The sequence below is a fragment of the Azorhizobium doebereinerae UFLA1-100 genome (genome assembly GCF_000473085.1).
In the GTDB taxonomy this organism is placed as follows: Bacteria; Pseudomonadota; Alphaproteobacteria; order Rhizobiales; family Xanthobacteraceae; genus Azorhizobium; species Azorhizobium doebereinerae.
Map to the genome: position 1 here is coordinate 1 of NZ_AXBA01000022.1, position 26,348 is coordinate 26,348.

Annotated in this window: 24 protein-coding genes; 7 read left to right on the forward strand and 17 right to left on the reverse strand. The window is 68.0% G+C overall.

Features of this window, described 5'->3' with window-relative positions; genetic code table 11:
* Together YU1_RS0115905 and YU1_RS0115910 are read left to right on the forward strand one after the other, a co-directional pair.
* Positions 1–257 (forward strand): IS5/IS1182 family transposase (locus YU1_RS0115905; protein WP_029004913.1); only part of this gene is annotated, 257 nt, incomplete at its 5' end.
* A 236-nt stretch (positions 258–493) separates the two neighbouring features.
* Positions 494–892 (forward strand): hypothetical protein, encoded by a 399-nt coding sequence (locus tag YU1_RS0115910; protein ID WP_029004914.1) that lies wholly within the window; start codon positions 494–496, stop codon positions 890–892.
* Between the two features lie 218 nt (positions 893–1,110).
* Here the strand turns inward: YU1_RS0115910 and YU1_RS0115915 are convergent, their stop codons facing one another.
* Together YU1_RS0115915 and YU1_RS0115920 are read right to left on the reverse strand one after the other, a co-directional pair.
* On the reverse strand, positions 1,111–2,319 hold the full coding sequence (locus YU1_RS0115915; protein ID WP_029004915.1) for a YbfB/YjiJ family MFS transporter: 1,209 nt from the start codon (positions 2,317–2,319) through the stop codon (positions 1,111–1,113).
* A gap of 71 nt (positions 2,320–2,390) precedes the next feature.
* Positions 2,391–3,011, reverse strand: coding sequence for a TetR/AcrR family transcriptional regulator (locus tag YU1_RS0115920; RefSeq protein ID WP_035715565.1), 621 nt, complete (start codon positions 3,009–3,011; stop codon positions 2,391–2,393).
* Between the two features lie 82 nt (positions 3,012–3,093).
* Between YU1_RS0115920 and YU1_RS0115925 the strand changes: the two genes are divergently transcribed.
* Complete coding sequence (locus tag YU1_RS0115925; protein ID WP_035715566.1) at positions 3,094–3,843, forward strand: SDR family NAD(P)-dependent oxidoreductase; 750 nt, start codon at positions 3,094–3,096, stop codon at positions 3,841–3,843.
* 44 nt (positions 3,844–3,887) lie between these two features.
* Here the strand turns inward: YU1_RS0115925 and YU1_RS29800 are convergent, their stop codons facing one another.
* From YU1_RS29800 to YU1_RS0115975, 10 genes are all read right to left on the reverse strand, one after another.
* Positions 3,888–5,510, reverse strand: coding sequence for a GGDEF domain-containing protein (locus YU1_RS29800; RefSeq protein WP_198018948.1), 1,623 nt, complete (start codon positions 5,508–5,510; stop codon positions 3,888–3,890).
* Between the two features lie 770 nt (positions 5,511–6,280).
* On the reverse strand, positions 6,281–6,739 hold the full coding sequence (locus tag YU1_RS0115935; protein WP_051356935.1) for a DoxX family protein: 459 nt from the start codon (positions 6,737–6,739) through the stop codon (positions 6,281–6,283).
* 111 nt (positions 6,740–6,850) lie between these two features.
* Positions 6,851–7,228 (reverse strand): HesB/IscA family protein, encoded by a 378-nt coding sequence (locus YU1_RS0115940; protein ID WP_035715568.1) that lies wholly within the window; start codon positions 7,226–7,228, stop codon positions 6,851–6,853.
* A 190-nt stretch (positions 7,229–7,418) separates the two neighbouring features.
* Positions 7,419–7,847: a VOC family protein gene (locus tag YU1_RS0115945; protein ID WP_029004920.1), complete on the reverse strand. Its 429-nt coding sequence runs from the start codon at positions 7,845–7,847 to the stop codon at positions 7,419–7,421.
* Between the two features lie 3 nt (positions 7,848–7,850).
* Positions 7,851–8,225 (reverse strand): SUF system Fe-S cluster assembly protein, encoded by a 375-nt coding sequence (locus YU1_RS0115950; RefSeq protein ID WP_029004921.1) that lies wholly within the window; start codon positions 8,223–8,225, stop codon positions 7,851–7,853.
* The gene (locus tag YU1_RS0115955; RefSeq protein WP_035715570.1) at positions 8,222–9,469 is read right to left on the reverse strand and encodes a cysteine desulfurase; all 1,248 of its coding nucleotides are present in this window, start codon (positions 9,467–9,469) and stop codon (positions 8,222–8,224) included. Before YU1_RS0115955 ends, YU1_RS0115950 begins: the two co-directional genes overlap by 4 nt.
* 166 nt (positions 9,470–9,635) lie before the next feature.
* Entirely contained in the window at positions 9,636–10,961 is a 1,326-nt protein-coding gene (gene sufD, locus YU1_RS0115960; protein WP_029004923.1) for a Fe-S cluster assembly protein SufD, read from the reverse strand.
* 10 nt (positions 10,962–10,971) lie between these two features.
* Positions 10,972–11,727, reverse strand: a complete 756-nt coding sequence (sufC, locus tag YU1_RS0115965) for a Fe-S cluster assembly ATPase SufC (RefSeq protein WP_029004924.1) — start codon at positions 11,725–11,727, stop codon at positions 10,972–10,974.
* Between the two features lie 131 nt (positions 11,728–11,858).
* Positions 11,859–13,328 carry a Fe-S cluster assembly protein SufB gene (gene sufB, locus YU1_RS0115970; protein ID WP_029004925.1) on the reverse strand — a complete coding sequence of 490 codons (1,470 nt, stop codon included), beginning with the start codon at positions 13,326–13,328 and terminating at the stop codon, positions 11,859–11,861.
* Between the two features lie 48 nt (positions 13,329–13,376).
* The gene (locus tag YU1_RS0115975; protein ID WP_029004926.1) at positions 13,377–14,555 is read right to left on the reverse strand and encodes a cysteine desulfurase family protein; all 1,179 of its coding nucleotides are present in this window, start codon (positions 14,553–14,555) and stop codon (positions 13,377–13,379) included.
* A gap of 305 nt (positions 14,556–14,860) precedes the next feature.
* Here YU1_RS0115975 and YU1_RS0115980 point away from each other — a divergent pair, with 305 nt between their 5' ends.
* Positions 14,861–15,523, forward strand: a complete 663-nt coding sequence (locus YU1_RS0115980) for an alpha/beta hydrolase (protein WP_029004927.1) — start codon at positions 14,861–14,863, stop codon at positions 15,521–15,523.
* A 113-nt stretch (positions 15,524–15,636) separates the two neighbouring features.
* Here YU1_RS0115980 and YU1_RS0115985 read toward each other — a convergent pair whose 3' ends face one another.
* Together YU1_RS0115985 and YU1_RS0115990 are read right to left on the reverse strand one after the other, a co-directional pair.
* Positions 15,637–17,265 (reverse strand): APC family permease, encoded by a 1,629-nt coding sequence (locus YU1_RS0115985; RefSeq protein ID WP_029004928.1) that lies wholly within the window; start codon positions 17,263–17,265, stop codon positions 15,637–15,639.
* A 78-nt stretch (positions 17,266–17,343) separates the two neighbouring features.
* Positions 17,344–18,453, reverse strand: a complete 1,110-nt coding sequence (locus YU1_RS0115990) for an anhydro-N-acetylmuramic acid kinase (protein ID WP_029004929.1) — start codon at positions 18,451–18,453, stop codon at positions 17,344–17,346.
* A 95-nt stretch (positions 18,454–18,548) separates the two neighbouring features.
* Here YU1_RS0115990 and tyrS point away from each other — a divergent pair, with 95 nt between their 5' ends.
* On the forward strand, positions 18,549–19,793 hold the full coding sequence (gene tyrS, locus YU1_RS0115995) for a tyrosine--tRNA ligase (RefSeq protein WP_029004930.1): 1,245 nt from the start codon (positions 18,549–18,551) through the stop codon (positions 19,791–19,793).
* A gap of 77 nt (positions 19,794–19,870) precedes the next feature.
* On the opposite strand, the gene YU1_RS0116000 is transcribed toward tyrS, so the two are convergent.
* Positions 19,871–20,236, reverse strand: coding sequence for a hypothetical protein (locus tag YU1_RS0116000; RefSeq protein WP_029004931.1), 366 nt, complete (start codon positions 20,234–20,236; stop codon positions 19,871–19,873).
* Positions 20,237–20,345: 109 nt separating this feature from the next.
* Positions 20,346–23,885 carry a YhdP family protein gene (locus tag YU1_RS0116005; RefSeq protein ID WP_156922192.1) on the reverse strand — a complete coding sequence of 1,180 codons (3,540 nt, stop codon included), beginning with the start codon at positions 23,883–23,885 and terminating at the stop codon, positions 20,346–20,348.
* 136 nt (positions 23,886–24,021) lie between these two features.
* On the opposite strand from YU1_RS0116005, the gene bcp reads away from it, so the two are divergent.
* Together bcp and YU1_RS34910 are read left to right on the forward strand one after the other, a co-directional pair.
* Positions 24,022–24,495: a thioredoxin-dependent thiol peroxidase gene (gene bcp, locus YU1_RS0116010; RefSeq protein WP_029004933.1), complete on the forward strand. Its 474-nt coding sequence runs from the start codon at positions 24,022–24,024 to the stop codon at positions 24,493–24,495.
* A 58-nt stretch (positions 24,496–24,553) separates the two neighbouring features.
* Positions 24,554–25,171 carry an Nmad2 family putative nucleotide modification protein gene (locus YU1_RS34910; RefSeq protein WP_198018950.1) on the forward strand — a complete coding sequence of 206 codons (618 nt, stop codon included), beginning with the start codon at positions 24,554–24,556 and terminating at the stop codon, positions 25,169–25,171.
* Between the two features lie 30 nt (positions 25,172–25,201).
* Here YU1_RS34910 and prfB read toward each other — a convergent pair whose 3' ends face one another.
* Complete coding sequence (prfB, locus tag YU1_RS0116015) at positions 25,202–26,332, reverse strand: peptide chain release factor 2 (protein WP_029004934.1); 1,131 nt, start codon at positions 26,330–26,332, stop codon at positions 25,202–25,204.
* Positions 26,333–26,348 lie beyond the last annotated feature (16 nt).

Consider the following 26,348-nt stretch of genomic DNA (forward strand, 5'->3'; position numbering starts at 1 on the left):
TGGCCGATACCGCCTATGACAGCGACGCCCTGCGCGCCACAATCGCGGCAAGGAACGCGCAGGCGGTCATCCCGTCCAATCCATCCCGCGCCAGGAAGCATAGCCTCGACAGGCACCTCTACGCTCAGCGCCACCTGATCGAATGCTGCTTCTCCAAGCTCAAGCAGTTCAGGCGTGTCGCGACCCGCTTCGAGAAGACCGCGCGAAACTACCTCGCCATCGTCACAATCGCTGCCATCGTCCTGTGGATCAGGTAACTGTCCACACCACCTAGAGCCGGCCCCCATCAGATTGAACCCAACTGACAGGCAAATCCGCCATTAACGATTTGATAGAGAACGTTTTAATGTTCGGCGAGCGATGCAAGCGGAACGGAACGTGCTCTTGGCCTTCCTGTCCTCTAAAGCGCCGGGCCTGAAGCGCCCTTGATTCCGCGCAAGGTTTCACGTGCACCTTGTGTTAAGATTTATGTTCATTGCGTGGAGGACTAGCCATGACCGACGCTTCCACTTTCTCGACCGCGTTTCAGGACAGCATGCGCTCCTTCCAGGAGCAGTGGGGCAAGTTCCAGCCGGGGAATGCCGCTCCTGTCGCATGGCCGCTGGCCGCCATGCAGGCCTTCTGGTTCGAGACGCCGCTGGCCGTTTCCACCCATTTGCAGAAGTTCACCGCCGGCCAGATCCAGGCCCAGGTCAATCTGCTGGCGGACCTGTCCCGCGAGGACGGCCCGACCAACCTGCTGGCCAAGGAAGCCGCCTTCCTTCAGCAGTCGGCCATGGCCTGGAACACGGAATGGCTGGAGATCGCCAGCCTGATCCAGACCAAGATCCTGTCCGCCGCGCAGAAGCCGGCCGACGCACCGGAAAACTATCCCTTCTCCCGCGCGGCCTGAGCGCGGGACATCATCGAAGGTTTCGGCAGCGGGCGCACGCCTGCGGCCGCGCGGCTTACTGGCTAAGGGCCGGGAGCCGATCCGGAGCCGGATGCGTTGCGGTGACACTCGCCCTGTGCGGTCCCGCCGTAAGTCCGCCTCGCGCGACAACACGATGACCTTCCCGGCTTCCGGCGGCGCGGCGCGCGGCGCGGAAGATCGCCGGTGCGTACCCGCGCTCAGCGCAGCCGGCGGGCGAAGGCGAGGCCGAACAGATCGAGCGCCAGGGCCAGGACGATGGCCAGGGCTCCCAGCCCGAACAAGGCCGGATAGCCGCCGATGCCGTGCGCGTACAGCGCCGAGGTGAGATAGCCGCCGCCGGCGGTGGAGAGCGCCAGGGCCGCGGTGCAGGCGGTCCAGGCCTGCGCCTGCCGGCGCGGATCGCCCGGCAGGACGTCGCGCAGGCGCCCCAGCACCAGTGGCACGATGCCCGGCACGAAGGCGCCGATGACCGCTGCCGCAACGAAGGTGACCCAGAGCGGCACGGGCGCCACCAGCAGCAGCGCGGCCACGGTCTGGATGATGAAGGAGAGAGGCAAGGCGAGGTTGAAGCCGATCTTGTCGGCGATGCGCCCGCACACCAGGGGGCCGGCCAGCGCGCCGAGGCCGAACACCACCCAGCAGGCCGCTCCCGCATCGAGCCCGAAGCCGCGGCCGCGTGCCACCATGTCCACCAGGAACAGCATGGGCGGCACGAGGCCGAGCCCGTTCAGGCCGTAACAGGTGACGGCGATCCACAGACGCGGGTTGCGGCCGGGATGGGCGCCCTCCGGCGCGGCGACCTTGGAGCGGCGCACCTGCGGCCAGCCGTTCCAGGCCACGACGACCGCCACCGTAGCGATGAGCCCGAGGCCGATCCAGGTCTGCGTCAGCCCGAGGCGCATCAGCAGCGGCACCAGCGTGCCCGAGGCGGCGATGCCGAGCCCGACGCCGCCGAACACGACGCCCCCCATGGCGCCCTGCCGGTGGATCGGCACCTGGGCCAGCACCGCCGGGGGCGCCAGCACGGTCAGCATGCCGCCGGCGATCCCCGCCGCCGTGCGCCACACCGCGAACCAGGCGAAGGCGCCGGGCCGGGCGCAGGCGAACAGGCTGAGCGCGGCCACCACCATGCACAGCCGCAGCACCCAGGGCAGCGGAACACGCGCGGCGACGCGCCCGGCCACCAGCGCGCCGGCCAGATAGCCGGCCAGGTTCGCAGCGCCCAGATAGGCCGCCGCGCCCGGCGCGAACCACTGCTCGGAGATCAGCGCCGGGATCAGCGGCGTATAGCCGAAGCGGGCGACGCCGATGCCGACGAAGGTGGCGCAGAAGCCGGCGAGCGTCACCCGCAGCATGGAGGGCCCGGCAGGCGCATGAGGAACGGGATCGGCTTCGGCGCGCGTCATGGGGGGCTTTCAGGCGGAGGCGTCGGGGGCGGTCCGGTCACACCGGGCGGAAACGGCAGGCGGAGCCGAGATCAGGACGGGGCGGCCAGCGGATCCCAGGCCGCCATGGCAGCCTCGCAGATGGCCAGCAGATCCTCCTTCGCCATGCCGTCGCGGGCCTGGAGCGAAAGGCCGTGCAGCACGGTGCCGTAGAAGGCGGCTATGGCGTCCGGGTCGGCATCGCGCGAGACGTCTCCCTCCGCCATGCCCTGCCGGACGCGCGCGGCGATGGCCGCCCGCACGCGGGCGCGGCGCTCGGCCAGCGCCTGGCGTACCGGCGCGCTCTCCGGTGTGCCCACCAAGGCCGCCAGCACCACCAGGCAGCCGGGCGGCTTGCCGGGCTCCACATAGACGGCGGCATTGTCCCGCAGCATGGCGGCGACGGCGGCCCGCGCCGTCGGCTCCCGCGCCAGGGCCCGGCCGGTCGCACCGCTCTCCTCGCGCCCGTAGAGCTCGACCGCCTCGCGGAACAGCGCTTCCTTGCAGCCGAAGGCGCCGTAGAGGCTGGGCCGCTCGATGCCCATGGCGGCGGTGAGGTCGCCCACGGAAGCGCCCTCGTAGCCCTGCGCCCAGAACACCTCCATGGCGCGGCGCAGAGCCACGTCGCGGTCGAAGGCGCGGGGGCGTCCCCGCTCGGGCTGGGTCTTTTTCATACCGATCGTTAAATAAATCCCTTGACGGCGGAACGCAAGCCGAAGGAGAAACATACCGATTGGTACATAAAGGAGCGCACGCATGACCACGGCGAATGGACTTGAGGGCAAGGTGGCGCTGGTGACGGGAGCAAGCCGGGGCATCGGCGCGGCCATCGCCCGCCGGCTCGCCCGCGACGGCGCGGACGTGGCGATCACCTACGGGACGGCGGCCGAGGCTGCGGCAGCCGTGGTCCGCGACATCGAGGCCCTCGGCCGCCGCGCTCTCGCCCTCAAGGCGGACAGCGCCGATCCCCGGGCGCTGACTGAGGCAGTGGACGCGGCCGCCACCCGGCTCGGCCGGCTCGATATCCTGGTGAACAATGCCGGCATCTTCCCCACCGGGCCGTTCGAGGCGGTGAGCCTTGCGGACATTGACCTCGCGCTGGCGCTACACGCCCGCGCAGCCTTCGTGGGCGCGCAGGCGGCGGCGCGCCATTTCAAGGACGGCGGACGGATCATCTCCATCGGCAGCCAGCTGGCCGAGCGCGTGCCGGGGCCGGGCGTCACGCTCTACGCCATGAGCAAGGCGGCGCTGCTGGGCTTCACCCGCGGGCTGGCGCGTGACCTCGGGCCGCGCGGCATCACCGTCAACCTCGTGCAGCCGGGCTCCACCGACACCGACATGAACCCCGCCGACAGCGCCCGCTCGGACGGCCAGCGGGCGCGCAGCGCGCTGGGACGCTATTCGACACCGGAGGAGGTGGCGGGCGCGGTGGCCTATTTCGCCTCGCCCGACGCGGCCAACATCACCGGCACGCGGCTGCTGGTGGATGGCGGCGCTTCCGCCTGACCCGTGAGGCCTGCGCCGGACGGTGAGATCCCTCCCCCGGCCGGCTAGGCCGGGCCTCCCCCGCCGGGCGGCGGAGGATCTCCGCGAGGGTCGGCGGTGGCGCGCGGCGGCCCCGCCTCCTCTTCACCGTTGTCCACCACCACGCGGTTTCGCCCCTGGTCCTTGGCGCGATAGAGGGCGTGATCGGCGGCCGCCACGAGATCCTTCACATGAAGATTGCCGCTGGCGTGCATCGCCGCCACGCCAATGCTGACGGTCACACCGAGGCCTACGAGGCCGGCCTCCTGTCCATCCGCGATGGACGCGCGGATGCGCTCGGCGATCTGTTGCGCACCGCCGACGTCGGTGTCGGGCAGGATAGCGGCGAACTCCTCGCCTCCGAAGCGCGCCGCGATGTCGTTCGGCCGCTGCAGGCATGCATCGATGGTGCGGGCGATGGCCTTGAGCACCTCATCGCCCCGGGCATGCCCGTAGCGGTCGTTGAAATTCTTGAATTGGTCGGCATCGATGAACAGCAGTGCCAGCGATGCGCCCGTGCGCCCGCCCCTCTGCCACTCGAGGCTGATGATCTCGTCGAACCGGCGCCGGTTGGCGATGCCGGTCAGGCCATCGGTGATCGAGAGGAAGGCCAGATCGGCCTCCACCTGCGCCCGCCGGACGATTTCACGATAAAGCGCGATGGAGATGCCCACGATCATCGCGCATAGAACCAGCGTCAGACCGCCGATGGAGAACGCCCGCAGCCGCCAGTCGGCCAGGGCTTCATGGACCGACAAGCCGATGGCGACGATCAGCGGAAACCCGAGGACGTGCTCGTAAGTAAAATAGCGCTCCACGCCATCTATCCGCCCGATGCCGATGGCGGAGCGCGCCTTGCCCTCCACGAATGTCCTGTAGCTCTCGCTGCCGGACAGATCGAACCCCAGATCATTGCCTCCTTCCAGCGGCGGATCCCTGACCAGGACGAGCCCGTCGTCGCGCATCAGGACCAAGGTGTCCTGCGGATTTGTATCCAGATCCGCGAACAGCGCCCGGATATAGGACAGGCTCACGGCGGTCATCAGGACGCCGGCGAAGCGGCCCTGGTCGTCCTCGACCCGCAGCGACAGCGCGATACTGGGGTCCCCATCCCTGAGCCGGCTGCGAAAGGGCCGGCTGAAATAGAGCCCTTCGTGGCGTCCGTCCTTGTGGACCTGGAAATAGTCCCTGTCCGCGAAATTCGCGGTCCGCGGCGTCGGCCCGGCGGAATCGGCGGCAATGTTTCCATCGACATCCAGGATCAGCATCGATCCGGGGTAATGGGCCAATTCAACCGCACGGCTCAGAAAGCGGTAATGCGCCGCCCGCTCCTGCGAAACACCTGGCTCCTTCAGGTCTTCCGCGACATCCTGAAGCAGGATGCTATGGATCTCGAAGTATCTCTGCACATCCCGCGAGATGGTGACGCGCAGATTGTCGCCGGTGCGCTCGGTACCTCGCCATCCGTCATCTCTCGCCTTCCAAAGGCTCACCGCCGTCAAGCCGATAAAGATCAATGGGATGACGATGGCGGCAACGATGATCAGGCGCGCGGACCGGGGGGCCGAAACCGTCATCGGCTGGAGGTCCCCATGGCGGGTCGTCATGCCCGGCACGTCCATGGCATGCCCCTCTCGACGATGCGTCATGCGGGACATCCCCTGTTCCGAGCGACGGCCGCCCCGACATCCACCAATATATCGCAGTATAAGATCGAGATATATTATTCATACTTCGATGCGACCTGCAAAAGTCACGGGCTCGACCACGACACCATCGGATGACAAGGGAACCGGGACCCGCGCGCGTCCGGGGCGTGGAAGCCCCCATCGATCAGCCTTCGCTCCACATCCAGAGCTTGTCCGTGGCCTGACGGCTGGGGATTGGACACAAGGCGCTCCGGGCGGCGCCGGAGGGTTGCCCGCCGGCCGGGGGCAGGTGCCGAGCGTGTCGGTTCGGCAGGCGGGGAGCGCCGTGGTGCGGACGACGGGACTCGAACCCGTACTCTCAGAGAGAGGCAGATTTTCGTACCACTTCGACTTTCGCCGCCGCCGAAGCGTTCGTGGTCTGGACTGTCCCTTCGCCCTAGCCGCCGGCCTTAGGCGCCGCCCGTCCAGTCTCTACACCTTCCTCCAAGGAGGCTTGGCTCGGGATTGGCCTGGAGCAAGCTCGTTAGCGTTCCCCGACTTTGAGCGGTTCTACTCCACGGATTTCCCCGTGGGCACTCCAAAAAAGTCTGCTGCGTCTACCGATTTCGCCACGTCCGCACGCCGCGGCACCATAAGGGGGTTCGGGCGGCAAGGAAACGGCCGCCCAACCTCCTAGAGCACGTTCCCTTCAAATGGCATCGCCATCTGAAGGGTAAAACGTTCTCTATCAAAGTGTCAGACGGTGGAAAGATCACCGCGCCGCCGGACGATCAGGCGACGTGCAACTGCTTTTCGCGGCGGACCTGCGCCGCGGCGCGCGCCGGCTCCTCGCGGTAGCACAGGATCGCCGCCATCATCAGCGCACCGATGACGGTGATGTGCTCGGCGAAGAAATGGAAGTGATAGGTCGCCTCCGGCTCCGGCAGCTTCCAGAAGGGATGGGCGATCGGGATGGTCAGCACCACGAACGTCGCCAGCATGCCGCAGCCGAGCCAGGCGTAGCGGTTGACGATGATGAGGCCCGCGCCGACCAGCAGGGTGGCAATCACCAGCGGCGCCCACACGCCGGGCGGGTTGAGCCCGAAATGCGCCAGTTCGGCCAGCGTGCCGGAATAGTCCACGATCTTGCCCAGGCCCGCGCCCCAGAAGACGAAGGTGAACACCACGCGGGCAAACACGAAGAAGGCGCGCGACCCGAGGATCGCGCCGAAAAAGGACGGTGTCGTCATGAGCCAGCTCCCCACCAAGCGGAGCGGTCATTTGGCGACAAAAACGCCGGTTGTCATCCTCCATCTGGAGGACAAAATCCCATTGCCAGCCGGAGCGAACCGCCGCCCGGATCAGCCGGCCAGCGCGTCTTCCGCGGCGGGGGTGATGGCCACCGATTCGCCGCAGCCGCAGGACGAGGTCTGGTTGGGATTGTTGAAGACGAACTGGGCCGAGAGCTTGTCGGTCGTGAAGTCCATCTCGGTACCGAGCAGGAACAGCACCGCCTTGGGATCGACGATCACCTTCACGCCCTTGTCCTCCACCACCTCGTCGGTGGGGGCGATCTCGGTGGCGTAGTCCATGGTGTAGGACATGCCGGCGCAGCCGCCGTTCTTCACCCCCACCCGCACCGCCACCGGCGGCGGACTGGTGCGCGACATGATCTGGCGAACGCGCTCTGCGGCAGCATCCGTGATGCGCATGACCTGGGGACGGGGACGTACAGCCATTTGAATTCTCTCCGAACCGCGCCGGTTCAAGGCCGGCGGATGCGATGTTTCTAAGATGGGCGTCCGGCGTGGCGAGAGCAAGGTCAAAGCCTTGCATCGCCGACATTGCCGTGGCCCACCGCGTCATGGCCGCTGGCGAACGGCCCGATCACGCCTCACGCTATCACCCGCCACTTTCGCCGGGCTGGCATCAGTAGTTCGCCCAGAGACCGGGGCTGACCAGTTCCAGCAGGTGCCCGTCGGGATCACGCAGATAGAGGCTGACCGCGCCTTTCGGCCAGCGTGTCTCGCCCTCCACGGCAATGCCGTGCGCCGCCAGATGCGCGCGCCAGGGTTCGATATCCTCGGCCGACACCGCGAGTGCGAAATGCAGCGGCCCCGCCCCGTCATGCGGCGGGATGGTGCCGCCCGGCAGGTGGATCGTCTCCAGCGCCGTTCCGCGCTTGAACAGCAGCAGCACCGTGCCGCCCAGGGGATAGGCACGGAAGCGGGCGTCGGACAGCATGGGCTTGAGCCCGATCACCCCTTCATAGAAGGCGGCGGCGCGCTCCAGGTCGTCCACATAGAGGCCGGTCTCCACCACTTGGCCCACCGGGGGCGGCGCGGCGTCCCGGCTCATGCCTCACCACAGGTTGAGGGTGGCGCGCGCCTCTTCGGACATGCGGCCCTGGTCCCACGGCGGATCGAAGGTGATCTCCACCGTCACGCCGGAAATGCCTGGGACGGTCGCCACCGCATTCTCCACCATGCCCGGCAGCTCGGCCGCCGAGGGGCAGTTCGGGGTGGTGAGCGTCATCTCGACGGCAACCGAGCGGTCGTCGGCGATGTCCACCTTGTAGATGAGGCCGAGCTCGTAGATGTCGACCGGGATCTCCGGATCATAGACGGTCTTCATCGCCTCGACGATGCTGTCCGTCAGAGCGAGCAGTTCCGCCTCGGGGATCGCCGACTTGATCTCCGGCGTGTTCGGCGTGTCGTTGGCCACGGTATCGGTCATGAGAACAAGTCCTGCGCCTTGAGGAGGGCCGCCGCAAGGCGGTCCACATCGCTGCGCGTATTATAGAGCGCGAAAGACGCGCGGCAGGTCGCTGTGGTGCCATATCGGGCCAAAAGCGGCTGAGCGCAATGGGTCCCCGCCCGGACCGCTACGCCATATCGATCGATCACGGTCGCCACGTCATGGGGATGGGCGCCCTTCATCTCGAACGAGAGGATCGCCCCCTTGTCCGCCGCCGTGCCGATGATGCGGATGCTGTTCATGGCGCCCAGCTGCGCGTGGGCATAAGCGGACAGGTCATGCTCATGGGCGGCGATGGCCTCGCGGCCGATGAGATCCATATAGTCCAGCGCCGCCCCGAGGCCCACCGCCTGGACGATGGGCGGGGTGCCGGCCTCGAAGCGGTGGGGCGGGGCGGCGTAGGTCACGCGCTCCTCCTCCACCTCGCGGATCATCTCGCCGCCGCCCTCATAGGGCGGCATCTCGGCCAGCAGGTCGCGCTTGCCGTAGAGCAGGCCGATGCCGGTGGGGCCGTAGAGCTTGTGGCCGGTGACGGCGTAGAAATCCACGTCCAGGTCGCGCACGTCCACCGGCAGGTGGACGCTGGCCTGGCAGCCGTCCACCACCACTTTCGCCCCCACATGGTGGGCGGCGCGGGCGATGGCCTTGATCGGCGTCACCGTGCCGAGCACGTTGGACATGTGGGTGATGGCGACGATCTTGGTGCGCGGCGTCAGCAGTTGCTCAAACGCCTCGAAGTCGAACGAGCCGTCCTCGCGCACCGGCGCCCACTTGATGACCGCGCCCTTGCGCTCGCGCAGGAAGTGCCAGGGCACGATGTTGGAATGGTGCTCCATAATGGAGAGCACGATCTCGTCGCCCGGCTGGATCGACTGGCCCAGGGAAGAAGCCACCAGATTGATCGAGCCGGTGCCGGAGCGGGTGAAGATGATCTCGTCCAGCGAGGCGGCGTTGAGGAAGCGCCGCGCGCTCTCGCGCCCGCCCTCATAGGCCTCGGTCATGGCATTGGCGAGATAATGCAGGCCCCGGTGGACGTTGGAATATTCGCTCTCATAGGCCTGGCGCATGCGCTCCAGCACCTGCACCGGCTTCTGGGCGGAGGCCGCATTGTCCAGATAGGTCAGCGGGTGGCCGTGGACGGTCATGGCCAGCGCCGGGAAGTCCGCGCGCACCTGTTCCACGTCATAGGCGCCGTCCAACACGGCGGGATGCCCCTTGGTCATCGGCAATGTCCCTTTCGGATCCGGGGCCGCGGGCATGAAGACGCCGCTCGCGGCACGCCGGCTCGCGCTGAATGATAGAGGACGCATGTCCTGCGCCGCGTGCGAAACCGCGCCGCACCTCGGTGAAGGACACCGCCCCGACCCGACGGCCGGGGCGCAGGTCGGTTCAGGCCCGCCTGGCGAGCCAGGCTTCCGCCCGCGCGATCAGCAGTTCGCGCAGCGCGTCATGCTCGACGAACTCGATCGCCTCGCCGACGAAGGCCTGCACCAGCAGGGCCTCGGCTTCCTTCTGCGGGATACCGCGGGCCTTCAGATAGAACAGCAGGTCCTCGTCCAGCTCGCCCGCCGTGGCACCGTGGCCGCACTGCACGTCGTCGGCGAAGATCTCAAGCTCCGGCTTGTTGTCCATCTCGGCCGTCTCGCCGAGCAGGAGCGCGCGGCTCATCATGCGCCCGTCGGTCTTCTGCGCGTCGGGGCGCACCACGATCTTGCCCTGGAACACGCCGTGGCTCTCGTCCGCGAGCACGGTCTTGAACAGTTCCCGGCTCTCGCAATGGCCCACCGCATGGTCGAGCAGCAGCGTGGTGTCCGCATGCTGCCGGCCCTTCAGCAGCGTGGCGCCGCGCAGGCCCGCATGGGAGTGCGTGCCGGAGAAGCGGCCGTAGACGCTGACCCGCGACGCCCTGGCGCCGCTGGTCTGGGTGAAAGAATGGAACTGGGCGTTGCGGCCGATCTCCAGCATCACCGTGCCGAGATGCAGGGCCGCGTCGCCCTCTTCCTGCACGCGCACGTAATCCACGTGGGCGCCGTCGGCGACGGACAGCTCAAGGGCGGAATTGGTCTGGTAGGCGACCCCGTCCCGGCCCTGGAAGCTCTCCACCAGCGTCACCTGGGCGCCTTCCTCCACCAGGACCACGACGCGGCCATAGGTGGTGGCGGGATCATCCTTGGTGAAGACGTTGGCGATGTGCAGCGGCGCCGCGATCTTCGCATGGGCGGCGACGCGCACCACCAGCCCCTCGCCGAGAAAGGCGGTGTTGAGCGCCAGCGGCCCGTCGTAGCGCTGCGGCGCCAGGGCGCCGACGCGGTCCGCCATCGGCTCGCCGGCGGCCAGCGCGCTGTCCAGCGGCAAAGCGGCAATGCCGCCCTCCAGCGCCAGCAGGTCGGACGCCGGGCGCGCGAGGGCGCCGTTGACGAACAGGATGCGCTTCGCGCCGGGCACGGACAGCGCCTTGAACGTAGCTTCCGCCTCGGAAGCCGCGTCGAGCGGGCCGGCCAGCGGCGGAGCCTCGCGCAGGATGGCGCGCAGATCGGTGTACTTCCACTCCTCCACCCGGCGATGGGGCAGGCCGTGGGTCGCGAAGGCCGCCGCGGCGGCGCGACGCAATTCGCCCACCCGGCCCGCGATGGGGACGGCGGCGAGGTGCTGGTCCACGGCGTCGACGAGCGCCTGCTCGGCCGCCGTGCGGATCTGGGGGGTCACGACGTTCATGCCATCCCCCTCACGCCGCGTCCTGGCCGTAGGCTGCATAGCCCGAGGCTTCCAGCTCCAGCGCCAGTTCCTTGCCGCCGGACCGCACGATCCGGCCCTTGTGCATCACATGCACCACGTCCGGCACGATATGGTCGAGCAGGCGCTGGTAATGGGTGATGACCACCATGGCGCGATCCTTGGAACGCAGGGCGTTGACGCCTTCCGAGACGATCTTGAGCGCGTCGATGTCGAGGCCGGAATCGGTCTCGTCGAGGATCGCCACCTTCGGCTGCAACAGCGCCATCTGGAGGATCTCGTTGCGCTTCTTCTCGCCGCCGGAGAAGCCGACGTTCACGCCCCGGCGCAGCATCTCCTGGGAGATGCCGAGATGGCCGGCCTTCTCCTTGACCAGGCGCAGGAAGTCCGGCGTGGACAGCTCGTCCTCACCGCGCGCCTTGCGCTGGGAGTTCAGCGCCGTGCGCAGGAAGGTCATGGTGGCGACGCCGGGGATCTCGATGGGGTACTGGAAGGCGAGGAACAGGCCGGCGGCGGCGCGCGCATCGGCCTCCAGCTCCAGCAGGTCCTGGCCGTCCAGGGTGGCGGAGCCCTCCGTCACCTCATAGTCCGGCTTGCCCGCCAGCACGTAGGACAGCGTGGACTTGCCGGAGCCGTTCGGCCCCATGATGGCGTGCACTTCGCCCGCATTCACCTTCAGGCTGAGACCCTTGAGGATCTCCTTGTCGTCGATGGAGGCGTGCAGATTGTTGATTTCGAGCAAGGCCATGGGCGTATTCCATTTCTAATGTGCGACGGTGGGATGGTGCGCCGCTCCCGATGGCGCGCACCCGCATCCCCCGCCCGTTGACGTTCCGCCCCGCGCGCGGCGGGGCTTTCAGGCGATCCGCCGGCCGAGCCTCAGCCGACCGAACCTTCCAGGCTCACCGAGATCAGCTTCTGGGCTTCCACGGCGAACTCCATGGGAAGCTGCTGCAGCACATCCTTGACGAAGCCGTTGACGATCAGCGCCACCGCTTCCTCCGACGAGAGACCCCGCTGGAGGCAGTAGAACATCTGGTCCTCAGAGATCTTCGAGGTGGTGGCCTCGTGCTCGAACACCGCCGAGGCCGTCTTGGCCTCGATATAAGGCACGGTGTGCGCGCCGCACTTGTCGCCGATCAGCAGGCTGTCGCAATTGGTGAAGTTGCGGGCGTTGCTGGCCTTGCGATGGGCCGTCACCTGGCCGCGGTAGGTGTTCTCCGAGCGGCCGGCGGCGATGCCCTTGGAGATGATCCGGCTCGACGTGTTCTTGCCGAGATGGATCATCTTGGTGCCCGAATCCACCTGCTGGTAGCCGTTGGAAATGGCGATGGAATAGAACTCGCCCTGGCTGCCGTCGCCGCGCAGGATGCAGCTCGGGTACTTCCAGGTGATGGCCGAGCCGGTCTCCACCTGGGTCCAGGAGATCTTGGAATTGTCGCCCCGGCAGTCGCCGCGCTTGGTGACGAAATTGTAGATGCCGCCCTTGCCGTCCTTGTCGCCGGGATACCAGTTCTGGACGGTGGAATACTTGATCTCGGCATCCTTCAGCGCCACCAGCTCGACGACGGCGGCATGGAGCTGGTTCTCGTCGCGCTGCGGCGCGGTGCAGCCTTCCAGATAGCTCACATAGGCGCCTTCGTCGGCGATGATGAGGGTGCGCTCGAACTGCCCGGTATTCCGCTCGTTGATGCGGAAATAGGTCGACAGCTCCATGGGGCAGCGCACCCCCTTGGGGATGTAGACGAACGAGCCGTCAGAGAAGACCGCGGTGTTGAGCGTGGCGTAGAAATTGTCCGACACCGGCACCACGGAGCCGAGATACTGCTTCACCAGATCGGGATGCTCGCGGATGGCTTCCGAGATGGAGCAGAAGATCACACCCGCCTTGGCCAGCTCCGCCTTGAAGGTGGTGGCCACCGACACGCTGTCGAACACCGCGTCCACCGCGATGCGCGGCGCGGTGCTCTCGATGCCGAGCAGTGCCTCGCGCTCGCGCAGCGGAATGCCCAGCTTGTCGTAGGTGGCGAGGATTTCCGGGTCGATCTCGTCCAGCGACTTCGGCTTCGCCTTGGGCTGGGAGTAGTAATAATAGTCCTGGAAATCGATCTTGGGATAGCTGACCCGCGCCCAGGTGGGCTCCTGCATGGTCAGCCAGCGGCGATAGGCATCGAGCCGCCACTCCAGCATCCACTCCGGCTCGTTCTTCTTAGCCGAGATGTAGCGCACCGTATCTTCCGACAGGCCCTTGGGGGCCTTCTCGCTCTCGATATCGGTGACGAAACCGTACTTGTACTGATCGACGTCGAGGGATCGAACCCGTTCGACCGTCTCCTGGACTGCAGCCATCTTCCCGTCTCCTCTCCCGCGCGGGGTCAAAGCCCGCGGGTCAAGTCCTCACGCCGCCCGTAGCGAGCGGCTTCTCACCTGCGGGACCACGCGGCGCAAGGCCGCGATCGCCCGGTCCACATCCTGTTCGCTGCTCGACCAGCCCAGCGACAGGCGGATCGCCCCGCCGGCCTGGGCGCTGTCGAGGCCCATGGCCGACAGCACGTGCGAGGGGCCCACCTTCCCCGAGGAACAGGCCGAGCCGGCACTGACCGCAATGTGGGAAAGGTCGAGCGCAATGACCAGGGTCTCGGCCTTCAACCCGCCGAAGGCGATGCACGAGGTGTTGGGCACGCGCGCCGCGCCGGCCCCCATCACCTCCGCCTCCGGAAGGGCGGCGACAATCTCCTGTTCCAGCCTGTCGCGCAAGTGCGCGAGGCGCAGGGCTTCCTCCGGCTGGGCGCGCAGCCCCTCGGCCGCCGCCGCGCCGAAGCCGGCGATGCCCGGCACGTTCTCCGTCCCGCCGCGCCGGCCGCGCTCCTGCCCGCCGCCGCGCAGCAGCGGCTCCAGCGGCCGGCTGTCGGCGCTCAACGCCACCAGGGCACCGGCCCCCTGCGGGCCACCCAGCTTGTGGGCGGACAGGGAGACGAGGTCGACGCCGAGCGCCGCCATGTCGAGGACGACGCGGCCCGCTCCCTGCACGGCGTCGCAATGCACCACGGCGCCATGGTCTTGGGCGAGACGGGCGGCGTCCGCGACCGGCTGGACGACCCCGGTCTCGTTATTGGCGAGCATCAGGCTCAGCATGGCCCGCCGCCCGGCGGCGGCATGCGCCGCAAGGCGGGCGGCCAGCGCGCCGAGATCGAGCCGGCCGAGGGCATCGACGGGCAGGATCTCCACCCGGTCGTCGGGAAAGCGATGGCCGCGCAGCACGGCGGGATGCTCCACCGCGCTCGCCAGCAGCACGTCGCAAGTCACTGGACGCCCGGCGATCTCCCACGCGGGATGCAGAGCGAGGGCATTGGCCTCGGTGGCGCCGGAGGTGAACATGACGCCCCGCGCCGGCGCGCCGCAGAGCGCAGCCACCTGCCCGCGCGCCGTCTCCAGGCGCCCGCGCGCGGCCCGCCCGTCCGCGTGCACGGAGGATGCATTGCCCCCCGCCTCCAGCGCGGCGATCAACGCCGCCCGGGCTTCCGGGCGCAGAGGAGAGGTGGCATTATGGTCGAGATGGACGCGCGCCCCCGTCATCGCCGGCTCTCCATGGCCGGAGCGATGCGAGGCTTGCAATTGCGCCTATTCTCGTTCATATGATCGGCTTCACCCGTCTCAGCCGTGCAGCGCGCCGTCCGTCGCGCAGCAGGACGAGATACATTAGAATTATTCTAAATTAGGGCGACGTCCGAGCCAAGTCAAGACATCCTCAGCCAAGGCCTGTCTCCTGAACAGGTTTGCGCCGTGAAGATGTGCTCAGAAGGGCGTCAGCTTTCGGGCCACCGGCCTTGAGAGTCGCTCCCTTGACTTTACGGCCGCGCCCCAGAGGTCGCGCACGTCCCATGCCCGAAGTCATCTTCACTGGCGAAAAAGGGCGGCTCGAGGGTCGCTACCAGCCCGCCAAGACCCGCAATTCTCCCATCGCCATCATTCTTCATCCGCACCCGCAGTTCGGCGGCACGATGAACAATCCGGTGGTGTACAATCTCTATTATCAGTTCGTGAACCGGGGCTTCTCGGTACTGCGGTTCAACTTCCGCGGCGTCGGGCGCAGCCAGGGCTCGTTCGATCATGGCACGGGTGAGCTGGCGGATGCCGCCGCCGCGCTCGACTGGGCGCAGTCGGTCAATCCGGACGCGCGCGCCTGCTGGATCGCCGGTGTCTCCTTCGGCGCCTGGATCGGCATGCAGTTGCTGATGCGCCGCCCGGAGGTGGAGGGCTTCATCTCCATCGCCGCCCCGGCCAGCCTCTACGACTTCTCCTTCCTCGCGCCCTGCCCCTCCTCCGGCCTGTTTGTCCATGGCGACAAGGACGCGGTGGTGCCGACCTCGGCGGTGGCGACCCTGGTGGAGAAGCTGAAGACGCAGAAGGGCATCGTGATCGAGCAGCAGATCATCCCCGGCGCCAACCACTTCTTCGACGGCAAGACCGAGGAACTGATGGGCATCGTCGGCGGCTATCTCGACAAGCGCCTGCCCGGCACCCGCAAGGACAGCGCGGCCTGAGCCTCGGCCCCGCCGACGTCTGAATTGGCCCCCCTCTGAATTGAAAACGCCGCGCGAGACCCTCGCGCGGCGTTTTCCGTTTCAGGGTCTCCCGCAGCGGGAAACGGCGCCGCTCAGGGTCGCAGCGCCTCGGCTTCCGGCGGCAGCGTGTCGAGGATCTTGCCGCCCTCCTCCAGTTCCAACCGCTCCTCGCCCACCAGCCGCGTCTCGAACTTGGCCGGCGTGAGCCGCGAGGCCACCGCCCACACGAACACGGCGAGGGCGAAGCCGCCCACGATGAGCAGGTCCCAGCCGAACGGCATCAGGCCTGTGCCGCCGAACGTGCCGAGGTAGGACAGGAGCGCGATGCCGAGCAGGTACGGCACCAGCCAGGCCGCCTCGCGCGTATCCGCAGGCTCGGTCATGCGCGGCCGGGCATAGGCGAAGAACAGCGCCAGCCCCACCAGCATGCAGACGCCGAGGCGCCAGACGGTGGGCCAGCCGCTCCAATAGACCACCAGCGTCGCCACCACGAAGGAGGCGGCGGCAATCAGGTGGACCGCCGGCAGCCTGAGCGGCCGCCGCGCGCCGGGCAAGAGCGCGCGCAGCGCCACCACGGCGATGGGTCCGACGATGAACGACAGCACGATGGCCGAGGAGTTCAGCTGCACCAGTTCGCCGAACGGCAGCATCACGAACGACAGCGAGGACAGGGCGAAGTTGAACAGCAGGGCCGCCAGCGGCACGCCGAGGCTGGACAGGCGGGCGATGAGGCGCGGGAACAGCCCGTTCTCCGACAGCGCATAGGCAAGGCGCGCGTTGGAGCCCACCGCCACCAGCGCCCCGCCGAACGGCCCCACCACGGCGCCCACGTTCAGCAGGCTCACCAGCCAGACGAGGCCGAGGGCGGCGGCGATGGCGCCCAGCGGGCCGAGTTCGCCCGGCAGCGTCAGCGCCGCCCAGCCACGGGCGATGTCCTGCGGCTCCAGCGCCCCGATGAAGGCGAACTGCAAGCCGCCATAGATGACGAAGCAGATGACCACGGACAGCAGCAGCGCCACCGGCACCGTGAAGCCGGGGTTCTTCGCCTCGCCCGCCATGTCCACCGCGTGGCGGAAGCCGATGTAGGAGAAGATGATGCCACCCGAGGACACGGCACCGAGGATGCCCGACCAGCCGAGCGGCGCGAAGCCGCCACCGGCGGTGAAATTGGCGGTGGAGAAGCGCGAGATGAGCAGCATCGCCGTGACCAGCAGCGGAATGGCGATCTTGGCCCAGGTGATGGCCGAGTTCACATAAGCGAAGAACTTCACGCCGAACGCATTGATCAGCGTGAACACCGCCATCAGCGCGATGGCCACGCCCATGCCCGCCAGCGAGAGCGTGCCGCCGCCGGGCGTGGTGTGCAGCCAGGGCAGATGCGGGGCGAGGTAGCGCAGCATCGCCTCCACCTCGATGGGCGCGGTGGTGTTGTAGCCCACCCAGGCGCTCCAACCCATGGCCATGGCCACGAGGTTGCCGTGGCTGAACAAAGGCACCCTTGCGATGCCGCCGGGCACCGGCAGCATGGCGGAGATTTCCGAGAAGGTCAGCGCCAGGAGGAACATGGCGAAGCCGCCGATGACCCAGGCGACCATCGCGGCCGGGCCCGCATGCTTGGCGGCCAGGAGCGGCGCGAACAGCCAGCCCGAGCCGATGATGCCGCTCACGGCGACGAAGGTGAGCCCGACGACGCCGATATCCCGTTGTAACTTATTGGACATACGCCCTGCCCCGCCCGGTGGATCGCCCGCGCGTACCTTACCTGGGTGGTGAAAAGACGCATCACCTTTTGCGCGCCTTCAGGCCGAAAACAGGACGCCCCCGGTGAGCGGAGCGGCGACGCCGGTCGTGGTCGGAAAGGTCAAAGGCAGGCCGCGCAAGGCCCGCACCGCGAGGAAGCCGAAGGCATGCGCCTCCAGCGCATCGGCGGACCAGCCCACATTCTCGGCGAGACGGACCGGACGGCCGAGGCGGGCCTCCAGCATGGCCCGCAGCGTAGGGTTGCGGGCCCCGCCCCCGGCGATGATCCACGCCTCCGGCGGGCGCGGCAGCAGCGGCACGATGGCGGCGACGCTGGCGGCGGTGAGCGCGGTCAGGGTGGCCGCCCCGTCCGCCGTCGATACCCCGCCAAGACCGAGGCGCTGCGCGACGAACGCCCTGAAATCGTTCCGGTCCAGCGACTTCGGCGGCGGCACCGCGAAGAAGGGATGCGCCAGCACGGCCGCCACGGCTTCCTCGTCCACCACACCGGAGGCCGCCGCCTGCCCGCTCTCGTCGAACGGCCGGCCGGTGCGCTCGGCCATGAAGTCGTCGAGCAGCGCATTGCCCGGCCCGGTGTCGCAGGCGACGGGGTCGGCCTCCCGGTCCAGAACGGTCACGTTGGCGACGCCGCCCACGTTGAGCACCGCCACCGGGCCCGACAGATCGAGCGCGCGTACCAGCGCCTGGTGGAACACCGGCACCAGCGGCGCGCCCTGCCCGCCCGACGCCACGTCGGCGGCGCGGAAATCCGCCACCACCGGAATGCCCAGCTCCCGCGCCAGCACCCCGCCGAGGCCGATCTGCACGGTCAGGCGCGCGTCGGGGCGGTGAATCACCGTCTGGCCGTGGAAGCCCACCACGTCGATGTCGCCGGGGGCGAGGCGCAGCGTGTCGATCAGCGCCCGAACGGCCTCGGCATGCAGCGTGGTGATGCGGCGCTCCGCCTCGGCGAGGCGGCCGGGGCGGTCGTCGCGGGCATTCACGCCGCGGGCGTCCGCCATGGCGCCCTCCAGCAGCGCGCGGGTGGCGGCGTCATAGGGCACGGTGAGCGCGGAGCCGAGCCAGGACACGGCCTCGCCGTCGGTCTCGATGAGGGCCGCGTCGATGCCGTCCATGGAGGTTCCGCTCATCAGCCCGATCGCGCGCATCGCCGTCCGCATGGCACCCTTCCCGCTCCCGCCGGTGCATTCCCGGCCAAGACCTGTTACATCACCGCACCTTTCCGTCATCCGAACAGATCGACATGACCACCTTTCGCTCCGATTTCCTGCGCGTGCTCAACGAGCGCGGCTACATCCACCAGTGCTCGGATCTCGAGCGCCTCGACGCCAAGGCGAGCGAAGGGCCGATCACCGCCTATATCGGCTTCGACGCCACGGCGTCCTCGCTGCACGCGGGCCATCTGCTCTCCATCATGATGCTGCGCACGCTCCAGCGCACCGGCCACCGGCCGATCGCGCTGATGGGCGGCGGCACCACCAAGATCGGCGACCCGTCCGGCAAGGACGAGGCGCGCAAGATGCTCACCGACGCGCAGATCAACGAGAACATCGCCTCGATCCGCAAGGTGTTCGCGCAGTTCCTCGATTTTGGCGCCGGCGCCATCATGGAGAACAATGCCAACTGGCTCGACGAGCTGAAATATATTCCCCTGCTGCGCGAGGTGGGGCCGCACTTCACCATCAACCGCATGCTGACGTTCGATTCGGTGAAGCTGCGGCTGGAGCGCGAGCAGCCCCTTACCTTCCTCGAATTCAACTACATGATCCTGCAGGCCTACGACTTCGTGGAGCTGAACAAGCGCCATGGCTGCGTGCTGCAGATGGGCGGCTCCGACCAGTGGGGCAACATCGTCAACGGCATGGAACTCGGCCGCCGCATGCACGGCGCCGATCTGTTCGCGCTGACGACGCCGCTGCTGACCACCTCCTCCGGCGCCAAGATGGGCAAGACGGCGGGCGGCGCGGTGTGGCTCGATGCGGCGCTGCTGTCGCCTTACGAATACTGGCAGTACTGGCGCAACACGGGTGACGCCGACGTGGAGCGCTTCCTCAAGCTCTTCACCGAGCTGCCGCTGGATGAGATCGCTCGCCTCGCGGCGCTCGCGGGCCAGGAGATCAACCTCGCCAAGGAAGTGCTGGCGACAGAGGCCACCGCTTTGCTGCATGGCCGTGCCGCCGCCGAGGAAGCGAAGGCCACCGCGCGCACCACCTTCGAGGACGGCGCGCTGTCCACCAACCTGCCGACCATCGAGGTGCCGGCCTCAGAACTGAAGGCGGGCCTTGCCGCCAATGCGGCCTTCGTGACGGCGGGCCTCGTGCCCTCCACCAGCGAGGCGCGCCGCCAGATCAAGAGCGGCGGGCTCAAGGTGAACGACGCAACCATCACCGACGAGAAGCTGGTGCTCACCGAGGGCGACCTGACCACCGAGGGCGTGATCAAGCTCTCCATGGGCAAGAAGAAGCACGTCCTCCTGCGCCCGGCGTGAGCGAGGGGCCGGCGGAACGCAAAACGGCGGGCCAGTGGCCCGCCGTCCAGGGACGCAACGTCTGAAGCGATGGCCGCTCAGTTTTTCGGCACCAGCACCTCGGTGCTGATCTTGCTGTCGCCCTTGAAGGCCCAGATGCCCTTGTAGCTGCCGTCATCCTGGCCGACGTAGAGCGCTACGCCCGTCGAGCCGTTGCCGGAGAAGGTCACGGCGATGATATCCTCGTCGCCGATGCCGTAGCCGTCGAACTTGTCGCCGTCGATCACCGAGAGCACCCGCCAGGAATCCTTGCCGGTCTTGGTGATGGTGGCCGTGCCCGAATAACTCGACTTGTCTTCCGAATTCGTGCCCTTGACCTCGTACTTGCCCGGCCCCTTGGCCAGGGCCGGCGACACTGCGCCGACGAGAGCGAGGGCGAACCCCGCGATGAGATAAGACCGCACCTGCTTCCCCTTTGCCCGCCTGAATGACCACGGTCTAGCAGAGGCACCCCGCAACCGTCCATCGTCACCTTGCACGGCCGGGCTCACCCCGGGCTGGCGCCGCAGTGCGTCACGGCGCCGGAGGGTTCTCCGCCGCGCCGCGGAACTCGAACATCTTGCGCAGAAAGCCCGGCGCCACGGCGGAAAGCGGGTTGATGCGCAGCGTCGGGCCGCTCATGGGGCCGGTGACCTCGAAGGTCACGCCCAGCAGGCCCTCGTTGGGGCCGCCGCCCAGCAGCGTGCCGAAGATGGGCAGCTTGCTGAACATGTTGTTGAGCCCGTAGGCCGGCACATAGGTGCCACGCATGGCGATGCGCTCGGCGGCGAAATCGATGGTGCCCTCAATGGTGGCACCCGCCACCGGCCCCCAGATGGCGGCGTCGCGGATGGCGATCTTGCCGGTGGTGCGGGTGAATTGCGCCTGCGCTTTCTCGAACACCGCCGTGCCCTGCTCCACCCGGCCGGAACTGTCGCGCGCCGCCTGGCTCAGGCTGTCGAGGCCCGGCTCGCCGCGGATGACGAAGTCACGCAGGTTCAAGACGCCGTTCTGCGGGGCATTGTCGCCGCGCGGCGGGTCGACGATCACCCACATGGTGCCGCCCTGGATCTTGCCGTAGACGTCCAGGAAGCGCAGCAGCGCCCCCGCATCCGACGTGCTGATGTAGAGCGCGCGGCGCGGGGTGTCGCCCCAGTTACGGATCTCGCCGGCCACCGTGCCTTCCCGGCCCGCCTTGGCGGTGAGCGCGAAGGTGCGCAGTTCCACGCCCCGGCGGCCGAGCGACAGGTCGAGCTGGCGCAGCACCTCGCCATTGTTGCCCGTCACCGCGCCGATCTTGGCGTCCACGTCCACGTCTTGCGTCTTCTGATCCTTCCGTGAGCCGGATGACGGCGTGCCCACGAGGCTCTTCATGATGCCGCGCGCGTCCATCACCTCGCCGGTGATGCGGATCTTGAGCACATCCCCGGCCCGGTCCGCCTTCAGGCTCGCCTTGTCGCCGTCGCTGAGCTGGAAGGTCGGGAAGTTGGCGGCGACGATCTCGTTGCTGTCGGAGAGTTCCAGCGAGCCACGGATATTGGTGCCGGACCCGTCCAGCGTCAGGTCGTCGATCTTCAGGCTCTTGCCGGCGTCGTTGGAATTGAACTTCGCCTTCAGCGGCTTGCCGGCCGGCTTGCTGAGACCCGGCACGAGGTCGAGGATGCGGGCGGCGGTCAGGTCCAGCTCGATCGCCGCCTTGGTCTGCTTGTTGTTGGTGGTGCCCACCAGCTTCACGGCGATGGGGCCGGATACCGCCGGCAGCTCCACCCCGAGCTTCTGCCGCGAGGCATCATCCAGGGTGGCATTGACCTTGACGTCCGCCTCGGCCCGATCCTTGCGCTTGTCATAGTCGAACGTCACCGGCGCGCCGGCGATCTTGCCGTCGCCGCGCAGCTGGACGCCGGCGGGCGAGGCGAAGACGTCCACGCTCGCCCCTTCCAGGCGCTGGCCCTGGAAGATCTTGTCCACGCCGAAATCGGTGACCTTGGCCTCCAGCGAATAGTCCACGTCGCCGGGCTGCGGCACCTTGCGGAACAGGATCTTCACCTGGAGCAGCGCGGACAGCTTGCCGCGCGTGGTGGAGGGATCGAACGCCTGCCCCTCGCTGCCCTTCAGCGCGTCCATGCCCAGCACTTCGATGCCTGCGTCCGCCGGGCCGTCGAACTTCACCTTCACGAGGCCGTTCGGCTCACGCGGGAAATAGTCCGGGATGTAGAACACGCCGTCGGAGACCGCGAGCCGGCGGTTCTGCGGCGTCACCACCGTGGCCTCGGGAATGTTCACCCGCACCGTGCGCCCGGTGACGATGACGCCCAGCTTGGTGTTGGTGAGCGGCGGCAGGCCCTTCACGGCACGGAAGGTGATGCCGGAGGCGGTCATGTCCATGTGCACCGCATCGTCCGGCAGCGGCACGGACTTCTGGCCGATCAGGTCCAGCGCCATGTTGACGGTGAAGGTGGTGCTTTCCACCGTGCCGCCGCTGATGTTCTCCAGCACATAGGTACGCGCCGGAGGGGCGAGCGTGACCGGCCAGAAGCGCTTGACGGTCGCGGACGGCATGCGCGAGCCCACCGCCTTGAGCTGCACATAGGGCACCGCCACGCCGAAATCGAACAGGCCGGTGAAGGTGAGGCTGCCCACGGCGCTGCCGAGGTCGCCCTGCTCGATCAGCAGCTTCTTGTCCGGCGGCGTGAAGCGGCCGGCGATGTTGAGGCTGGTGACCACCAGCGGCGGTTCGGGCATCTCCGGGCCGGCGAGGACCACATCCACCGGCGAGATCACATAGGGCCAGGGCTGGCCGGAGAGGTCCGGCACCGTGATCTGCGCCTTGAGCGATACCTTGTTCTGGTTCTTCACCGCGAGCAGCGGCTCGACCATGATGGTCCGCCTGGCGGGATCGAGCACGAGGCGCGCCTGCGCGTAATCGATGTCGAAGCGCTCCTCCACCTCCTCGCCATTGCCGATCTGGCCGGCGCCGAGCGACAGGCCGCCCTCCGCCGCCAGCACCCGGCCGTCATTGGCGAGGCGCGCGCGCAGCGTCGCACCGAGCGGGGTGTCCATGTAGAAGCGCTTGAGATCCTGGCTGAAGGCCTGCACCAGGTCGCGGGTGGAGACGTCCTTCAGCACGAAGTCGATGAGCCGCTCGCCGTCGCGCGCCGGGCCGATGGTGGCGACCAGCGTGGCGAGGCCGTGCGGCTGCTGCGAGGTGAAGGTGAACACGGCCCCGCCCTCCGGCGTGCGGCCGAGGCGGATGGAGATGTCGTCGAAGGTGATGTGCCGGCCGGTGGCCACGTTCTGCACCACCAGGCTGCCGTTCTTGAGGCCGATGTCGGACAGCGCCCCGCCGTCGAAGCCGGAGCGCTCCAGCGCGTTCAGCCATTCCGCGAGCGCCTTCAGCACCAGAGGATCGCCGCCGAAGTCGGCCGGCGTCCCCGCCACGGGGGCAGGGATGCCCTGCGGAGCGGGCGCCGCCGGGACGGCGGCCGGTGTGGCGGCGGGAGACGGCGCGGTCCTGCCCGGCGGCGAGGCGCCGGCGGGCTCCGGCGGCGCGGCACCCGTGGACAACGGACGCGAGCCGCGGCCGGTGGCCACTTCGAGTTCGCCCGCGGCACCGATGCGCAGGGTCATCTCGGCACCGATGAGATCGAAGCGCCGGGCCTTGAGCGACAGTGTGAGCAGGCTGCCGTCCAGCTCCACCTCGGCGCTGGGTGCGCTCGCCACCACCGTGCCGTCGGGCTCGGCCACCGAGATGTCGCGGGCGATCACGACCGTGGCGCCGCCATGCATGGTCTCCACCGCGGTGGAGCCGATTCGCACCTTGTACTTGCCCTCCAGCCGGTCCTCAATGGCCCGCTCGATATAGGGCGTGGCGAGGTTGGCGGTGATGACGCCGCCGGCGATGAGCAGATAGACCGCGAGCGCCGCCGCGCCGCCGAGCCCCATGAGCACCAGCAACGTTCCGACCAGCGCCCGCGCCACCCGCGAGCGGGGAATAAGGGCGCCTGCGAGGCCGTGCAGGTGTGACCGACGCGGTGCACGCACCGCCGGCTTGAACTGCGCCCGGTCTTCGCTCATGCCTTCAGAACCCTCCGGCCCCGCCACTGCGCGCCCCCGCGCCAGGTGCCCGTTCTGAGGCAGAATGGACATTCCGTTCTTCGAGGCAAGGCCATGGGCCCTGCGCTATGACGTCGTGACGTCGAAAGGAAGGCAGATGGCACAAATTCCCCAGCCCGGTACGCCAGCTCCCGCGTTCAAGCTGAAGCGCGACGGCGGTTCCGAGGTATCCCTCAAGGACTATGCCGGCCGCAAGCTGGTGATCTATTTCTATCCCAAGGCCGACACCCCCGGCTGCACCAAGGAAGCCATCGCCTTCAACGGCCTGCGCGCCCAGTTCGCCGCCGCCGACACGGCGATCCTCGGCGTCTCGGCCGACGCGGTGGCCGCCCAGGACAAGTTCAAGGCGAAGTACGAGCTCGATTTTCCGCTCGGCTCGGACGAGACCCACGCCATGCTGGACGCCTATGGCGTGTGGGGCGAAAAGAGCATGTACGGCAAGACCTACATGGGCGTCGCCCGCGCCACCCTGCTGGTCGGCCGCGACGGCAAGATCGCGCAGGTGTGGCCCAAGGTGAAGGTGGACGGCCATGCCGAAGAGGTGCTGAAGGCAGCGCAGGCGCTGGCTTAACAGTTGAAACGAGCGTGTCGCCGCATTTATCCTAACCACAGGTATGGGGGATGCGGCGATGCAGCTATGGAGATACGTTATCACGACAGATGAGGGAAAGGCTCCGAACTACGATCCGCCTTCCGTCACTTTGGCCATTTGCAAGTCCGGCATTCGCAAGGGCGCGGATGTTGGCGACTTGGTTCTTGCCTTCGCCGGTGCTCGGTTGCGCCGCCCACCACACTCCGTGGTGTGGGCAGGTCGTGTGGCCCAAAAACTACTGTTCTCCAGCTATTGGAACGCGCCAGATTTTCAGTCGAAAAAGCCCCGATTCAGCGACCGGCCCGATAACATCTACGAACCCGTTTCGCCCGGCAGATACCGTCGGGTGGAGAACACCAGCCATGGTCCGGAGTGCGAGGCGGGAGACCTGAAGGGCGAATATGTTCTCGTCTTTGATCAGTTCTGGAGGATTGAGACTAACGACGAGCTTCCAGACGAATGGGGGCTTCAAATGAGCATTGGCTCCAGGCGCGGCCACCGCCGAGGCGATTTGACGGACGAGCGCCATAGGGCACTCATTCGGTGGCTTACAGAGCGTGCCAGTTCGACGAGTGCGCAGCCCCCCAAGCCGCCGCATGACAATGGGGGCTGCACGCCGCCCAAAGCCAAGCCTCGTCCGCCCGCCCCTTGCTAAAGACGAAGCTGTGTTCCTCGGACTTCCGCTCTACTCCACGTCCTCCACCTGGCCCGGCCCGCCGCCATAGGCGCGCTGGGCGAGGGCCGCTTCCATGAAGGGATCGAGGTCGCCGTCCAGCACGTCCTGCGGCGTGCCGGAGGTGACCCCGGTGCGTAGGTCCTTCACCAGCTGATAGGGCTGGAGCACATAGGAACGGATCTGATGGCCCCAGCCGATGTCGGTGCGCGCCGCCTGCTCGGCGGCGGCTTCCGCCTCGCGCTTCTTGAGCTCCATCTCATAGAGCTTGGCGCGCAGCATGTTCCAGGCGGTGGCCTTGTTCTTGTGCTGGGAGCGGTCACCCTGGGACACCACGGCGATGCCGGTGGGGATATGGGTGAGGCGCACCGCCGATTCGGTCTTGTTCACGTGCTGGCCGCCGGCACCGCCGGAGCGCATGGTGTCGATCCGCACTTCGCTCTCGTTGATCTCGATGACGATGCGGTCATCGATCACCGGATAGACGTCCACCGAGGCGAAGGAGGTCTGGCGGCGGGCGTTGGAATCGAACGGCGAAATGCGCACCAGTCGATGCACGCCGCTCTCGGTCTTCAGCCAGCCATAGGCATTGTGGCCCTTCACCAGCAGCGTCGCAGACTTCAGGCCGGCCTGCTCGCCGGGCGATTCGTCCACCAATTCCACCTTGAAGCCGTGCCGCTCGCTCCAGCGCGTGTACATGCGCATCAGCATGAGCGCCCAGTCCTGGCTGTCGGTGCCGCCGGCGCCCGCATGGACTTCCAGATAGCTGTCGTTGGCATCCGCCTCACCGGAGAGCAGGGCATCAAGCTCGCGCCGCGCCAGCTCGGCCTTCAGGCCATCGAGGGCCGTGGCGGCCTCGGTGATGACGCCCTCGTCGCCCTCGGCCTCGCCGAGCTCGATGAGCTCGATATTGTCGGCAAGATCGCGGTTGATGCGGTCGATGGCGCCGAGGGCGTCTTCGAGGCCGGTGCGCTCCTGCATGATCTTCTGCGCCCGGTCCGGCTCGTCCCAGAGCTTGGGGTCCTCGGCGATGGCGTTGAGTTCGGCGAGGCGCCGGCGCGAGCGGTCCACGTTGAGATGCTGGCGCAGCAGATCAACGGAAGCATTGATCTCGTCGACTTTCGCGGCGAGTTCCGCACGCATGGCAAACGTTACTCCG

Bases quoted from the DNA above. Each gene is read 5' to 3' on its own strand.
- YU1_RS0116005 (WP_156922192.1), bottom strand. From the start codon at position 23,885: ATGAGCGAAGACCGGGCGCAGTTCAAGCCGGCGGTGCGTGCACCGCGT.
- YU1_RS0115925 (WP_035715566.1), top strand. From the start codon at position 3,094: ATGACCACGGCGAATGGACTTGAGGGCAAGGTGGCGCTGGTGACGGGA.
- tyrS (WP_029004930.1), top strand. From the start codon at position 18,549: ATGACCACCTTTCGCTCCGATTTCCTGCGCGTGCTCAACGAGCGCGGC.
- YU1_RS0115955 (WP_035715570.1), bottom strand. From the start codon at position 9,469: ATGACCAAGGGGCATCCCGCCGTGTTGGACGGCGCCTATGACGTGGAA.
- YU1_RS0115985 (WP_029004928.1), bottom strand. From the start codon at position 17,265: ATGTCCAATAAGTTACAACGGGATATCGGCGTCGTCGGGCTCACCTTC.
- YU1_RS0115975 (WP_029004926.1), bottom strand. From the start codon at position 14,555: ATGACGGGGGCGCGCGTCCATCTCGACCATAATGCCACCTCTCCTCTG.
- prfB (WP_029004934.1), bottom strand. From the start codon at position 26,332: ATGCGTGCGGAACTCGCCGCGAAAGTCGACGAGATCAATGCTTCCGTT.
- YU1_RS0115950 (WP_029004921.1), bottom strand. From the start codon at position 8,225: ATGACCGATACCGTGGCCAACGACACGCCGAACACGCCGGAGATCAAG.
- YU1_RS0115940 (WP_035715568.1), bottom strand. From the start codon at position 7,228: ATGGCTGTACGTCCCCGTCCCCAGGTCATGCGCATCACGGATGCTGCC.
- YU1_RS0115920 (WP_035715565.1), bottom strand. From the start codon at position 3,011: ATGAAAAAGACCCAGCCCGAGCGGGGACGCCCCCGCGCCTTCGACCGC.
- sufB (WP_029004925.1), bottom strand. From the start codon at position 13,328: ATGGCTGCAGTCCAGGAGACGGTCGAACGGGTTCGATCCCTCGACGTC.
- sufC (WP_029004924.1), bottom strand. From the start codon at position 11,727: ATGGCCTTGCTCGAAATCAACAATCTGCACGCCTCCATCGACGACAAG.
- sufD (WP_029004923.1), bottom strand. From the start codon at position 10,961: ATGAACGTCGTGACCCCCCAGATCCGCACGGCGGCCGAGCAGGCGCTC.
- YU1_RS0115980 (WP_029004927.1), top strand. From the start codon at position 14,861: ATGCCCGAAGTCATCTTCACTGGCGAAAAAGGGCGGCTCGAGGGTCGC.
- YU1_RS0115935 (WP_051356935.1), bottom strand. From the start codon at position 6,739: ATGACGACACCGTCCTTTTTCGGCGCGATCCTCGGGTCGCGCGCCTTC.
- YU1_RS0115945 (WP_029004920.1), bottom strand. From the start codon at position 7,847: ATGAGCCGGGACGCCGCGCCGCCCCCGGTGGGCCAAGTGGTGGAGACC.
- YU1_RS0115990 (WP_029004929.1), bottom strand. From the start codon at position 18,453: ATGCGCGCGATCGGGCTGATGAGCGGAACCTCCATGGACGGCATCGAC.
- bcp (WP_029004933.1), top strand. From the start codon at position 24,022: ATGGCACAAATTCCCCAGCCCGGTACGCCAGCTCCCGCGTTCAAGCTG.
- YU1_RS0115915 (WP_029004915.1), bottom strand. From the start codon at position 2,319: ATGACGCGCGCCGAAGCCGATCCCGTTCCTCATGCGCCTGCCGGGCCC.
- YU1_RS34910 (WP_198018950.1), top strand. From the start codon at position 24,554: ATGCAGCTATGGAGATACGTTATCACGACAGATGAGGGAAAGGCTCCG.
- YU1_RS29800 (WP_198018948.1), bottom strand. From the start codon at position 5,510: ATGACGCATCGTCGAGAGGGGCATGCCATGGACGTGCCGGGCATGACG.
- YU1_RS0115910 (WP_029004914.1), top strand. From the start codon at position 494: ATGACCGACGCTTCCACTTTCTCGACCGCGTTTCAGGACAGCATGCGC.